This window comes from Peribacillus sp. FSL P2-0133, assembly GCF_037975445.1.
Classification (GTDB): domain Bacteria; phylum Bacillota; class Bacilli; order Bacillales; family DSM-1321; genus Peribacillus; species Peribacillus simplex_E.
Genome location: NZ_CP150254.1, coordinates 4,703,428 through 4,717,631, shown reverse-complemented (window position 1 = coordinate 4,717,631; position 14,204 = coordinate 4,703,428). Strand labels below are relative to the sequence as shown.

The following is a 14,204-nucleotide window of genomic DNA, read 5'->3' as shown; positions in this document are numbered from 1 at the left end:
CTAAAGACAGATTGTTCAACAATTGGGCCAGATTGTTGAGGAACTTTTTAAATCGAATAATAAAAAACAACCAGTCAAATAACCGGTCGTCTTTTGGCCTTGGATTCAAGTATCGTTTTAATTGACAGTAAACATCCATGAAATACCGAATTTATCCTTCAACGAACCGTGAAGTTTCGCAAAGAATGTTTCATGAAGATCCATATGTATAGATCCATCTTCTTTTAAAATGTTCCATGCCTTTCTGGCTTTTTCCTCCGAGTTAAGCTCCACACTTACAACCACTTTGTCACTATCATTCAATTCGCGTTTTGAATCAGAACCCATAATAAATCCATCTTCTGTTATTCTTATTTGTGAGTGTAGAACAAGTTCTTTATCACTCTCTTCAACAGGAAAGTCTGGACTTGAAGGGAGCTCACTATATTTTTGCATCGCAATAAGTTCCCCGCCAAAAGCCTCAATATAAAGTTTGAAAGCCTCTTCGCATTCTCTATTAAACATTAAATAAGGTTTAATCATTTTCATTCTCCTTTGAATTAAGATTGGATTCCTTAGTGATAACTGCTACCAAGATTGTCTTATCAGTATATACGAACATAAGTTCTGTTTTCGAGTAAAAACTTCTAAATCATTCTTTTTTTATTAAAAACTTAAACATGTATCATTATGTACAAAAATATCATTTTTTTATTCTCCACGTGAAGGAATATAATTCTAATAAAACGTGGTGTAAAGATGAATACTACATTATTAAGTGCTCTTGGTCGTCGAATTTATAAGCTTCGTTTAGAACCCTTTAAGGCATTAAACATTTGGTTGGAACAGTATCGTGAAATATGGGAAGAAAAACTCGACAGCTTGGAACTTTATCTGAAGGAGCTACAAAATAAAACACAATAATCGGAGGAATAAAATGTTTACAAAAACTGAAATTACCCGAAGTTTCAACGCTACTCGTGAGCTTGTATTTAAGGCATTTACCGAATCAGAACATCTGCAGAACTGGTGGGGCCCAAAAGGATGGGCTTTTAATATTTCCAAGTTTGAGCTTCGTGAGGATGGTGTCTTACATTACAGCCAGACATCTCCTGACGGTAATGTAATGTGGGTCAAATTCGTTTATCAAGAAGTAAATGCTCCAGAGAAACTTGTTTACACCTCTTTCTTTTCTGATGAAAAGGGTAACATCGTACGTGCTCCTTTTAACGACAGCTGGCCATTGGAAATTCTCAATACTTTTACATTCACCGAGCATGAAGGTAAAGCAGTACTTACGATGATTGGGACACCTGTATCACCGACTGAGGAGGAAATGAAAACTTACGAGGAGTCGCAGGAAATGGTACAGGCGGGCTTTTCAGGAACCTTCGTTCAACTCGCTGATTACCTCTCGAATATTTCTGAAAACTGATATAGATCGATGAAGAACAAAAAAACAATGAGAACACTGTTAATAGCAGTGTTCTCATTGTTCTTATTAAAGGGCACTTTAATGGGGTAACGAAAAAAGCCCGATTTCTTAATATAGAAATTGGGCTTTTTAATATTGGAATTCATTATCATTTTAAATTGCATTTTTTGCAGTCAATTGTCTTGTGGAATTTTTCTTCCTTTAATCATTGATAAAAAAGAAAAACTGTGGTAAATTTATATAGTTATACATTGTAAAAGGATTTTTATATAAATCATCCCTATTTTAATTATACTTCATAAAATCCTTTTCAGTCAACCCCTAATTTTATTTTTTTAAAGGAGTGTTTGATGAACATGGAACTTCGCCAGGAGCAAGAACGAGCGAACCGCGCAATTGGTTGATCAGATGAACAATTTTTGTCATAGAATTCGTCTTGGTATTGAGCGATAAATGGGAGGGAAAGAAATGAAACCATATGTACTAGAGTTTCGGGAGATCGATAAAACGCAACTTTTGCTCGCCGGAGGAAAAGGGTCGAATTTAGGGGAACTATCGAAGATTCATGGAATACAAGTGCCAGAAGGATTTTGTGTTACGACAGAAGGTTATCAAAAAGCCCTCGAACAAAACGAAGCCTTCTACGCATTGGTGGATCAACTATCTCTGCTAAAAGTAGAGGATCGAGATCAAATTGGTGAAATCAGCAGGAAGATTCGACAAATCATTATGGAAGTAGAAATTCCTTCCGATGTTGTGAAAGCAGTTGCTCACTATCTCTCCCGGTTTGGCGATGAACATGCTTATGCAGTGCGTTCCAGTGCGACAGCTGAGGATTTACCACATGCCTCTTTTGCCGGTCAACAAGACACCTATTTAAATATCATCGGCAAAGAAGCGATCATGCAGCACATCAGCAAATGCTGGGCTTCCCTATTTACGGATCGCGCGGTAATCTACCGTATGCAAAATGGATTTGACCACAGACAAGTTTATTTATCCGTTATCGTTCAAAGGATGGTTTTCCCACAGGCTTCAGGGATTTTATTTACAGCTGATCCGATTACTTCTAACCGAAAGCTGCTATCGATCGATGCCAGTTTTGGACTTGGAGAAGCACTGGTCTCTGGCTTGGTATCTCCCGATTGTTATAAAGTAAAGGAAGAGGAAATCGTTGATAAGATGATAGCAACCAAAAAATTGGCTATCTATGGACTAAAAGAAGGCGGAACAGAGACCCAGCGGATCGATCCCGATCAGCAAAAGACTCAAACACTTACTGAACAACAAATTTTACAACTAGCACGTACAGGAAGACAGATCGAAGCTTATTTTGGTTGCCCACAAGATATCGAATGGTGTTTGGCTGATGATACATTTTATATTGTCCAGAGTCGGCCGATCACTACTTTATACCCCATCCCAGAAGCAAATGATAAAGAAAATCACGTTTATGTATCTGTTGGTCATCAACAAATGATGACTGACCCCATAAAACCATTGGGAATGTCGATATTCCAGTTAACATCATTTGGACCTAGATTTAAAGCTGGTGGAAGGTTGTTTGTTGATGTTACACATAGGCTGGCTTCACCTGACAGCAGAAAAATGTTATTAGATGCCATGGGACAACACGATCCGCTCATGAAAGACGCACTCATTACCATAATAGAGCGAGGAGATTTCATAAAATCTTTACCAAATGATAAGCAAGAACAGAGTTCCGGTAAAAGCAATAAAAGTGTGTCTTCTGCGGATTCTAGGGCACAAATCGAAAACGACCCGACCATCGTTTCTGATTTGATTAAGAGTAGTCAAACATCGATAGAAGAGTTAAAACAAAACATCCAAACGAAATTAGGATCGGATTTATTTGATTTTATTCTGGAAGATATCCAGATATTAAAGAAGATTTTATTTGACCCACAAAGTTCAGCTGTGTTTATGGCTGCTATAGATGCCTCATCATGGATCAATGAAAATATGAACGAGTGGTTAGGTGAAAAAAACGCAGCCGACACCCTTTCTCAATCTGTACCAAACAATATTACTTCGGAAATGGGTCTGGCGCTATTGGAGCTCGCAGATGTGATTCGGCCTTATCCAGAAGTAATTGATTATTTACAACATGTAAATGATGATAACTTTTTGGATGAACTGGTTAAGTTTGATGGTGGACAGGAAACCCAAGACGCTATCTATGATTATCTCCGCAAATACGGAATGCGATGTACCGGAGAAATCGATATTACTAAAACTCGTTGGAGCGAAAAACCAACTACCCTCATCCCTATGATTCTCAGTAATATCAAAAACTTTGAGCCTAATGCCAGCGATCGGAAATTTGAGCAAGGGCGACAGGAAGCTTTGAAAAAAGAACAAGAGTTATTAGATCGATTGAAGCAATTACCGGATGGTGAACAAAAAGCCAAAGAAACAAAACGAATGATCAGCCTAATCCGGAATTTCATCGGTTATCGGGAATATCCAAAATACGGCATGGTTAATCGTTACTTCGTTTATAAGCAGGCTTTGATGAAAGAAGCCGAACAGCTCGTGCAAGCCAAAGTCATTCGTGAAAAAGAAGATATATACTATCTCACTTTTGAAGAACTTCACGAAGTCGTCCGCACAAATAAATTGGATTATCAGATCATCAGCAAACGAAAAGACGAGTACAAATTATATGAAAAACTAACTCCTCCACGTGTTATCACGTCTGATGGTGAAATCATTGTAGGTGAGTATAAACGAGAAAATCTCCCAGCCGAAGCTATTGTAGGTCTACCTGTTTCTTCCGGAGTTATTGAGGGACGTGCGCGTGTCATCTTAAACATGGAAGATGCTGATCTAGAAGAGGGAGATATATTGGTCACCCCCTTTACCGACCCTAGCTGGACACCATTGTTTGTTTCCATAAAAGGTTTAGTTGCCGAGGTTGGTGGACTGATGACCCATGGAGCAGTTATCGCACGTGAATATGGCTTACCGGCGGTTGTCGGGGTGGAAAATGCCACCAAGATAATAAGAGACGGGCAACGAATTCGCGTGCATGGAACAGAAGGGTATATCGAAATAATATAATTCATTACATTTAAATCATAAATAAAGACCATTCGCTTTCACGTAGTAACCAAAGCCCAATTTCCCGCCTGTAACACCGGGAAATTGGGCTTTTTTATATTTGGATTTTAATAACGTCGTAAATTCGCAGTTTTCTATTCAAGTGATGCTATTTCAGCATGTTCGTATCTATTGGATGGGAACCATTCCGAAAAAAAATCGTTTCCATGTACTCACGATAGCCTCTAGTATTAGGCCCTATTAACCCGTTATAATACCCTATTTTATTAGTATTCTAACTGTAGTATCTTTGTTTGACAGAATACATAAATAGGGACAGTCCCACACAAACAACCCCCGCAGAGGAGGCCTTACAAATGAGTGAAGAATCAATACTAATCGTGGAAGACGAAGAAAAAATCTTAAGACTGCTTGAATTGGAGCTTGAAATCGAAGGCTACCAAATCGGAAAGGCAATGGACGGAAATGAAGCCCTTAAAGCGTATCGATCAGGAAAATGGGATTTGATCTTATTGGATGTGATGCTTCCAGGCATAAGCGGGATCGAGCTGCTTCGGAAAATTCGTATGAAAAACAATTCCACTCCAGTCATCCTGTTAACTGCAAAAGGCTCGGTTGAAGATAAAGTTTCCGGTCTTGATCTCGGTGCGAATGACTACATTACTAAACCTTTCCAAATTGAGGAATTGCTAGCCCGAATTCGTGCGGTTTTAAGAATGCGGACTGCTGTACCTTCAATAGAAGATGAGGACGATGGATGGCTCAATACCGCTGATTTAAAGGTGAATGTCAAAACACGCGAAGTCATTAGAGGTGAAAGTCAAATTGCCCTAACGCCGAAAGAGTATGATTTACTTCTTTATTTACTGAAGAATAAGCGTCAAGTGCTAAACCGGGATCAAATTCTGGAAGCGGTTTGGGGGTATGATTTCTATGGAGAAACAAACGTTGTGGATGTGTATATCCGATATGTTCGCAAAAAGCTCGAATTTGGCTTTGATACGCCGCTTATCCATACTGTAAGAGGCGTTGGTTACGTCATGAAGGATGCAAAATGAGACTTCGGAAGAAAATAAATTTATATACAGCGGTGTTATTCATTTTCCTGCTCCTTTTAATGAATGTTTCCATTTATTTTGTATTCAGTAATCTGATGATGGTGAATGAACTTAATCGTGCGAAAGCGGAGACAAAGAAAATTTCCTTTGATGTTAGTAAAAATGTTAATGATATTTCACCAAATGATTTACTTCGGGCCTATCTGCCTATAGATGGCATGATCGGTATTGTAAACGAAGGTCAACGAAAAGGAACAGTCGTTACATCCAATTCTGAAAAACAATTAAGCAATCGGGATAGTAGCTTTTATCCGGGTGAGAAGAGCGCGATCATCACTTATCATCAGAAAAAGTATGTATTCGTTTCAAACCCGATCGTTTGGGGCGATGGAAGTGTAGTTAATCTACAAATCACCAAAAGCATTACAGCTACTGAGGAAATGCTCGCTGTTCTGCGCATCGTATTAATCGCTGTAACGGTCATTGCCATGATACCTGTTCTGATATCAAGCACCATTCTTAGTAACTTCATCGCCCGTCCGATTCGATCGATGATTGATACGATGAAGGAGATTCAAACAAGCGGCCAATTTAAGCGACTTAGCCTAGAGGAAAAATCAAAAGATGAACTTGTGGAAATGGGGAAAACCTTTAATCACATGATCGATTTGCTGCAAGCTAACTTCGAAAAACAGGAGCAATTCGTATCGAATGCTTCACATGAATTAAAAACACCGCTAACAGTCATCGAAAGCTATGCAAGTCTTTTGAAGAGAAAAGGGTTGGAGCGTCCTGATTTGTTTGCTGAATCAATAGAGGCCATCCATTCTGAAGCCATAAGAATGAGAGAGATGACAGAGGAAATGCTCCTGCTAGCAAAGCATCAGGAAAAATGGAATATAGAGAAGGAAACCATCATTCTGAACGACATCATTGCAGAGTTAGCGAAAGTGTATAAAAATGCGTACAATCGAACAGTGGAGATTTATAGTGGCGATGCAATTGAAGCAGTAACGGACATTCAAAAGTTAAAACAGCTTTTGTTCATTTTTTTAGACAATGCAAGAAAGTATAGTGACGAGCATATCGCAGTCTACATAGGACAAACAAGTGATGAAGCATATATCCGCATCGAAGACAGAGGGGATGGAATTCCAAAGGCTGAATTGCCAAAAGTGTTCGATCGCTTTTATCGTGTAGATAAAGCGAGAAGCCGAAAGCAAGGCGGATCAGGATTGGGGCTTTCCATGGCAAAGGAAATTGCTGATGCAATTGATGTACGGATTGAAATGGATAGTCTCGAAGGCAGGGGAACGATCGTCACTCTTTTATTTAATTAAGTCTCTTAAATAGTGAATTCTTATATAGTCTCATTTTATCAAGATTAATAAAGTTAGAATGACGTTGGATGGGGGTTACGATGAAGAGTAGAAAAATGCTGATAACAGCTGGTTCAACTCTCGTTTTCGGTCTGCTATTATTCGTCGGATTTCAATGGTGGGCTCCATCATTATCCGCGGAAAGCTTGACGAAAGAAGAAGTGAACCAGACGGCAAAGGATAAATATCCTGGAACCATTATAAAGACAACGAAAAGTGAAGGTGAAGAATATCAGATTGAAATGCAGCTTGAAACCGGAGTGTATCAAATTAGGATGGATGCGAAAAGCGGTGAAGTTCGTTCACTAAAAAAAGAAACCATAGTTCATTCAGCTGAAGAAACGACGGAAAGCATACCCCAAAAGCAACTTACCCAAAAAGAAATAAAGGCCCGTATTTCCTCGCAAGGTGATCTGGAACAAATTGATTTTGTGCAGGAGAAAGACAATTCCTTTTATAAAGCAGTGGTAAATAAGAATGACGAAAAAATCACATTAATACTCGACCCATATACTGGAGCTATTATTGACTCGACAATGGTGGCAGATAGTATCATTACAGAAAAGGAAGCAATTGCAATTGCGGAAAAACATGTAAAAGGAACAGGTGACGATACAGAATTTTATCAGCCCCCAGATCAGACACCTTATTATTTGATCGAAGTTGAATTAGAGGATGATCGAGACGCGGTCGTCCAAGTGGACGGCTACACAAAAGAAGTAAAAACAATCACATGGGAAGATGATGAAGAGAATGATAATGATGGCCCTGAAAACTAATTAAAGGGTTTATTAATCAAGACGCAATGGAACAAATCATAAAGAAAGGGTGATGCCTATTAATGGGCATCACCCTTTTTGGCTAAGGTGAGTAAGAAAAATGCAAAAGAAAAGAGAAGAAAATGTAATAATTCTCACTAATTTCTAATCCTTCTATCATTTAACTCTAATTTAATATCTCTAACATGAAATAAAGCACCAAATGATAAAACAGAACCAAATAAATTGGTTGGATGAAAGGCATCTGGATTATTGTACATAGAACATTTCCAACATATTTCAACGAGAAAGGAGAATAAGTAATGTCAGTTATTTCTAGCATTCTGGATTACAACAAAACGTTTGTCGACCAAAACAAATATAAAGAGTTTCAAACGACAAAGTATCCAGATAAAAAGATCGTCATCATAACATGCATGGATACCCGTCTGTTGGAATTGCTTCCAAAGGCGATGGGTTTAAGGAATGGAGATGCGAAAATCATTAAGAACGCTGGAGCAATTGTTTCCCATCCTTTTGGCAGCATTATGCGCAGTATCCTTGTCGCTATTTATGAGCTGAAAGTGGAGGAAGTATGTGTGATCGGACATCACGGATGCGGTATGGTGGGGCTTCGATCTTCTTCACTTCTTGATGCCGCAAAGCAGAAGAAAGTCAGTCAGGAGCATATTGATGTCCTTACAAACTCTGGTATTGATTTATCAAAGTGGCTGTCAGGTTTTCAATGCGTAGAGGAGAGTGTAACGAATAGTGTCCGCTTGATCGAAAATCATCCATTATTACCGGAATCCATTGCCGTTCACGGTATGGTCATCCATCCCGAAACGGGTAAATTGGATCGAATCATAGATGGATATAGCAACGTTATCAGCAAGGACAAAATACATATTCAATAAAAGAAGGAGCGATAAAATGATGGGATCTAGCAGGCTTGAAGGATACAACTTAGGCCATTTTCAGAAAGACCTGGTTGCCGGGGTGGTAGTTGGGATTGTGGCGATTCCTTTAGCGATGGCTTTTGCCATTGCTTCTGGAGTAAGACCGGAATATGGACTGTACACATCCATTATTGCCGGAATCATGGTCTCCCTTTTTGGAGGATCCAAATATCAAATTGCAGGCCCGACTGGAGCCTTTGTCCCGGTCTTGTTCGGTGTGGTCATGCAGTACGGATATGAAAAACTGTTAATCGCCGGTTTCTTGGCAGGCATCATGATTTTTCTTATGGGTATATTCAAACTGGGAAGATTCATCAAGTTTATACCACGTCCAGTTACCATCGGCTTTACTGCTGGAATTGCCGTGATTATCTTCTCTGGGCAGATTGCCAATTTCTTTGGGCTCAGTAACTTAAAAAAAGAAGAAGCCTTTCTTTTAAATATGAAAGAAATCTTATTGAACTTCAATACAGTGAATTTCTATAGTGTACTGGTCGCTATCATAAGTTTAACTCTCGTCATACTGACTCCAAAATATGTACCGAAAATACCTGGAGCATTGCTGGGATTGCTTGTATCAACTCTAGCAGCCAGCTTATTCTTTCCAGGTCAGGTAGCGACAATTGGCTCGGCCTATGGCGCCATTCCTAATGCATTGCCCCAATTTCAGTTTCCCCAGATCACTGGCGGCCTAGTGATTGAACTTCTTCCGGCTGCTTTGGTCATTGCCATGCTTGGAGGAATTGAATCACTATTATCAGCTGTAGTGGCAGACGGCATGACCAACAGTAAGCATAACAGCAATAAAGAGCTGATAGGGCAAGGATTGACCAATATGATTACGCCTTTATTTGGAGGCATTCCAGCTACAGGTGCCATCGCGCGTACAGCAACGAATATTAAAAACGGTGCAGTTTCCCCTATATCAGGTGTGATTCATGGGCTGGTGGTATTGCTCGTGTTGGTCAGCCTGGCTCCATATGCTTCGGCGATTCCATTGGCCAGCATGGCCCCCATTCTTATGTTTGTCGCATGGAACATGAGCGAACGAAAGGAATTTTCGCATATCTTAAAAGCAAAAACCATGGACTCGATCGTATTGATCGTTACCTTCGTGTTAACCGTATTGATTGATCTGACAACAGGCGTCGGGATCGGATTACTATTAGCGATTCTATCTTTCGTTAAACTGATGAGCGGTACATTGAAATTATCCAAGGTATTACCAGATCCAGCTGATAAACTAGTTAAACCAGAAATGGTGCAACAAGGTTCAAGCTGTCCGCAGATAAACATATATACGATAGAAGGACCATTATTCTTTGGTTCGATCGAAAGGCTGCAAGAAGAAATCGAAGAAATAATGCTTTCAAGACCTAAAGTCCTCCTATTAAGAATGAGCAATGTGCCATTTATCGATACATCGGGAGAAGCGCTTCTCACCGAAATCGTGAAGCAATTCAAGTTTCATAATCTACAAGTGTTGATTTCCGGGATTCAACAGGAACCAAAAGAAATGCTGAAAAAAACTGGATTCATTAAACTGGTAGGTGAGGAACAATTCTTTTCCAGTACGGGTGATGCCATTAATAAAGCTTTATCCAAACTGGATGAGAACCGTTGTAAAGGATGTAAACAGTTCTCTTTTGCTGAATGTACCGCACTCTCTCAGCAAGTCCAAAAGCCTGCGTTATTAAAACAAAAAAGAAAACGGGAGATAGGTTTAACATGACTCCTGTCAGGAAGATAAGGCATCTGCTAGTGGCAGATGCTCATTTTCTTTGATTATAAAGTATACCTATACCCACGGTTTATCAGATATCTTCAAGACAAAGCAAAACGCATGCCCAAGAATTTTGAGCATGCGTGAACTATTATTCTTTTATGATATTCAACTCTTTCAGCGCATCAAGCGTAATCGTTTTGGCTTTGCTTCCGCTGCCGTCCATGTTCGTTGCGAAGGCCCATTTGCCTTTGTCCGTTTCGATGTAACCCACATACCAGCCCAATCCCATATCAGAAAGGCGTGTACCGGTTTTTCCATGGAGGACATATGAGTCTGCTTCTTCATTGATCATGATTCTCTTTACGGTTCTCATATGCTGCTTATCGATAGGCAGTTTTTCCTCTACAAGGTTTTCGATGAATTGGACTTGTTCCCGGGCAGAAATCTTTATGCTGCTGTCGAGCCAGAACTGATCGATCCCACCGGAGATATCACGATTGCCGTAATTGATCAGGTTCACATATTTCTGCATGTTTTCCGCTCCGATATCGCGGGCCATTGCTTGATAATACCAGATCACGGAATGCCTCATGGCTGAAGCCAGAGTATGATCTCTGTTCCAATCTTCAAATTCCCTGATTACGCCATCCCAGCGCTTCACTTCATATTCATCGCTCACCGCTTTTGTCTGTAAGCCGATTAATGCATTCGCGACTTTGAATGTCGATTCTGGAGTGTAGCGTACTTTACTTCTCTGTTTGTTATAAATAAATACTTTATCATTTTTTAAGTTTTGGAGAACCATCGTGCCTTCCGCACCATCGAAAGACTCCCCGATATCCAGTTCTTTCACCTTTTGATCGTTTGCGCTTGCATGAATTGTGCCCATGGAACCAGTGACTAGCAGGACAAGGATGAAACATAAAGGTTTAATTTTCATTACACACTCTCCTTTAAGGCTGGATTGATCGATCATCAGAAGTAATTTCCATAAAATAGGTTGACAGCTAAAGTATACCTATTCCCGATAAAAAACGAAACCTAATTCTTGGATTCTATCTAGATAGTATCAATCAAGGAGGAATGCAGCAGGTAGCTAATGAATATATAGAGCAAACGATAGAATGGGAGGAATCTATCTTGAAGGTTAACCAAAGAAAAATTAACTGTAATGAAAAAGAAATTACATACACACATATTGAAAACGGAAGTCCAGCCGTTTGTTTTATGTTTTCAGGTGCGGGGTACACGTATGAGAAGCCGTTATTCTATTATTCAACAATGATGATGCTTCAAAATCAGTATGATGTCGTGCATATTCATTACGCTTACGACCAGGATATTTTCAAGCATCCATTGGTAGATATCACAAAAGTGATCGTTAATGATATTAGTCCCGTCATTACGGAAGTACTTCAAAATCAAGAATATCAAGGAACAGTGTTTTTAGGCAAATCACTTGGTACAATACCTATCATCAACGGAATGATGAAAAATGAGCGGTTTATGAATGCCAAAATGATTTTGCTCACGCCACTATTGAAGTTCGATTCGATTTTTGAAGGGTTATTGAGCAGCAACCATTCAGCACATATAGTTATAGGAGAAAAAGATCATCATTATATTCCAGGTAAAATTGAAAGGATTGAAAATAAATCGAACATAAGCATGGATAAAATCCCACATGCTAATCATTCTTTGGATATTGAACCATTGAATACTTCAAGGTCGATTACCATGCTAGAAGGTGTAATGAATAGAATGGAAGAGTTCTTAAAAAAATGACTCCTTACATGAGCACGGGTTGGTGGAGAGGAAAAATGTTATAATAAAGGTATTGTAGCTGGTTTTATGAAAGGAGAAATCATGGAAGGAACCAATACTTTTCATTCAATTGATGAATACATTATACAATTTCCCGAAGAAGTTCAGGAGATATTAAAAACTTTAAGAAAAGTCATAAAGGATGCAACGCCGGAGGCAGAAGAAAAGATAAGCTATCAAATGCCTACCTTTGTTTTATATGGAAATCTGGTACATTTCGCTGCCTATAAAAAACATATAGGTTTCTATCCAACTCCAAGCGCGATCACTGCTTTTGAAGCTTCATTATCTGAATATAAATGTTCAAAAGGGGCCGTTCAGTTTCCGCTAAACAAGTCAATTCCTTATGAATTAATAACCGAGATGGTTATATTTAGAGTGGAAGAGAACAAAAAGAAGAAAGCAGAAGGGAAATTGAAAAAGAAAAAATAACAGAAACAATTATCGGAATTCACTAAATATTTAACATTTGATTGTGAGATTCAAGACGATAGAGAAGGGTGGAAATGGTATGTTCAAAAAATTATTTAGTAAAAAAGAAAGTGTGGAACAGCTGCTTGCTCCTATTAATGGACAAGTAATAAATATTGAAGATGTTCCGGATCCGGTGTTTTCCGGTAAAATGATGGGGGATGGAATAGCGATACTTCCTGAGGAGGGGTTGGTCGTATCTCCAATCGATGCAGAAGTAATCCAGGTTTTTCATACTAAACATGCACTAGGCCTCCGTACAAAGCATGGCATTGAATTGTTGATTCATATTGGACTGGAAACAGTTAACCTTAAAGGTGAGGGATTTGAAGTCCATGTCGCAGAAGGGCAAAATGTAAAAGCAGGAGACAAGCTTGTAACATTTGATATCGATTTTCTAAAATCCAAAGCTCCAAGCATCGTAACTCCGATTGTTATCACGAATGGCGAGCTAGTTGAAAAACTGGAAAAAACAAATAGTACCCAAGCGAATATTAATGAAACCGAGATAATGAGTGTTTATTTAAAGTAAAACAAAAGGTGGTCAGGTGCCTTTTAGTGAAATAGAGTCTTCTAAACATGAAAAACAGTCCTTGCTGGCGAATGCTGGCAAGGACTGTTTTTACTTCAGCTTCACTTAGCACAGGTGAACTATTCCAAGTGCACATGCCCTAAATCACTACTAAAAGATTTAAGATCGTTAATTAACTGGTTAATATTTTGGCTTGGACCGTTATCATAAAGAGCATTTCTAAATTTTAAGTACTTAGTTCCCTTTTCTATTAAACTATTCAATAATAAATTTTCAGGGAATCTTAGTGTGGATTTCTTAGGAATATCATTCCATTCCTTGCTAGCGAAACCATGGTACCATGTAAATGATATGGCAGGATTTTGTTCCATTAGCCTTTTCATTTGCCAATCCATAGAGCGTTCAGAAAAGCCAAAGTTGCCAATACCGGTATTTAAACAATCATACATTGCCTGTAAAATGGAAAGCCAAATACCATCAACATCATCCCAATCATAAAAGCTCGAGAGAAATTGACCTTGATAAGATATAATGACCGTGCCGTATAAGGAAGTTCCTTTTGAAGTAAATAACTGCTGATTTCCCAGTTGTTTAGCACTTGAGTGATGGATTGGGATAAAATCTCCGTTAGCTAATAAATGTTTATTAACAAGGGCATCATAACTGCTTTTTGATATATATGTTTGAATAGTAACCATCAATGAACCACCTATCCCATACGGTAATTGTCGTTTCCCATCTGTTTTTGAACTGTGCTGCATTTGCAAAACGAGGATTGCTCTTACTTTCATAATAGGCGATGCTTCGAGCGGTTGGTTAGCTATCGGAGGACGAAATGATTGGGCTGAATCCCGGTAAAATAACTGAAATCAAAACCAAAACCAGTAAAGAGAAATGTTCCGGACACTTTATGTTTTGATACTATTTTTCATATGCTTACCTCCTTGAAATTATTTAATTTTAGTAAAACATGGATCTAGATAGTTTTTATTTCAAAAA

General features: G+C 38.9%; 14 protein-coding genes. 11 read left to right on the top strand and 3 right to left on the bottom strand.

From position 1 onward, the window contains the following. Positions 1–117: 117 nt before the first annotated feature. A complete protein-coding gene (locus tag MKY17_RS22660) occupies positions 118–522 on the bottom strand; it encodes a VOC family protein (RefSeq protein WP_339200791.1) in 405 nt (134 codons plus the stop codon). A gap of 216 nt (positions 523–738) precedes the next feature. Here MKY17_RS22660 and MKY17_RS22655 point away from each other — a divergent pair, with 216 nt between their 5' ends. From MKY17_RS22655 to sulP, 8 genes are all read left to right on the top strand, one after another. Beyond that, positions 739–903, top strand: a complete 165-nt coding sequence (locus tag MKY17_RS22655) for a hypothetical protein (protein WP_339200790.1) — start codon at positions 739–741, stop codon at positions 901–903. A gap of 13 nt (positions 904–916) precedes the next feature. After that, complete coding sequence (locus tag MKY17_RS22650) at positions 917–1,414, top strand: SRPBCC domain-containing protein (protein WP_098370167.1); 498 nt, start codon at positions 917–919, stop codon at positions 1,412–1,414. Between the two features lie 468 nt (positions 1,415–1,882). Then, a complete protein-coding gene (ppsA, locus tag MKY17_RS22645) occupies positions 1,883–4,498 on the top strand; it encodes a phosphoenolpyruvate synthase (RefSeq protein WP_339200789.1) in 2,616 nt (871 codons plus the stop codon). A gap of 356 nt (positions 4,499–4,854) precedes the next feature. Continuing rightward, positions 4,855–5,556, top strand: coding sequence for a response regulator transcription factor (locus MKY17_RS22640; protein WP_098370164.1), 702 nt, complete (start codon positions 4,855–4,857; stop codon positions 5,554–5,556). After that, positions 5,553–6,896: an ATP-binding protein gene (locus tag MKY17_RS22635; RefSeq protein WP_098370163.1), complete on the top strand. Its 1,344-nt coding sequence runs from the start codon at positions 5,553–5,555 to the stop codon at positions 6,894–6,896. Before MKY17_RS22640 ends, MKY17_RS22635 begins: the two co-directional genes overlap by 4 nt. 80 nt (positions 6,897–6,976) lie before the next feature. Beyond that, positions 6,977–7,714, top strand: a complete 738-nt coding sequence (locus MKY17_RS22630; protein ID WP_179890994.1) for a PepSY domain-containing protein — start codon at positions 6,977–6,979, stop codon at positions 7,712–7,714. A 302-nt stretch (positions 7,715–8,016) separates the two neighbouring features. Continuing rightward, the gene (locus tag MKY17_RS22625) at positions 8,017–8,610 is read left to right on the top strand and encodes a carbonic anhydrase (protein ID WP_098370161.1); all 594 of its coding nucleotides are present in this window, start codon (positions 8,017–8,019) and stop codon (positions 8,608–8,610) included. A 16-nt stretch (positions 8,611–8,626) separates the two neighbouring features. Then, positions 8,627–10,384, top strand: a complete 1,758-nt coding sequence (gene sulP / locus MKY17_RS22620) for a sulfate permease (protein ID WP_339200787.1) — start codon at positions 8,627–8,629, stop codon at positions 10,382–10,384. Positions 10,385–10,526: 142 nt separating this feature from the next. On the opposite strand, the gene blaOXA is transcribed toward sulP, so the two are convergent. Continuing rightward, positions 10,527–11,318, bottom strand: a complete 792-nt coding sequence (gene blaOXA, locus MKY17_RS22615; RefSeq protein WP_339200786.1) for a class D beta-lactamase — start codon at positions 11,316–11,318, stop codon at positions 10,527–10,529. A 143-nt stretch (positions 11,319–11,461) separates the two neighbouring features. On the opposite strand from blaOXA, the gene MKY17_RS22610 reads away from it, so the two are divergent. From MKY17_RS22610 to MKY17_RS22600, 3 genes are all read left to right on the top strand, one after another. After that, positions 11,462–12,163, top strand: a complete 702-nt coding sequence (locus MKY17_RS22610; RefSeq protein ID WP_339200785.1) for an alpha/beta hydrolase — start codon at positions 11,462–11,464, stop codon at positions 12,161–12,163. Positions 12,164–12,244: 81 nt separating this feature from the next. Then, the gene (locus MKY17_RS22605; RefSeq protein ID WP_339200783.1) at positions 12,245–12,634 is read left to right on the top strand and encodes a DUF1801 domain-containing protein; all 390 of its coding nucleotides are present in this window, start codon (positions 12,245–12,247) and stop codon (positions 12,632–12,634) included. A 79-nt stretch (positions 12,635–12,713) separates the two neighbouring features. Then, on the top strand, positions 12,714–13,205 hold the full coding sequence (locus tag MKY17_RS22600) for a PTS glucose transporter subunit IIA (RefSeq protein ID WP_098370158.1): 492 nt from the start codon (positions 12,714–12,716) through the stop codon (positions 13,203–13,205). A 119-nt stretch (positions 13,206–13,324) separates the two neighbouring features. On the opposite strand, the gene MKY17_RS22595 is transcribed toward MKY17_RS22600, so the two are convergent. Beyond that, positions 13,325–13,903, bottom strand: a complete 579-nt coding sequence (locus tag MKY17_RS22595) for a hypothetical protein (RefSeq protein ID WP_339200781.1) — start codon at positions 13,901–13,903, stop codon at positions 13,325–13,327. Positions 13,904–14,204 lie beyond the last annotated feature (301 nt).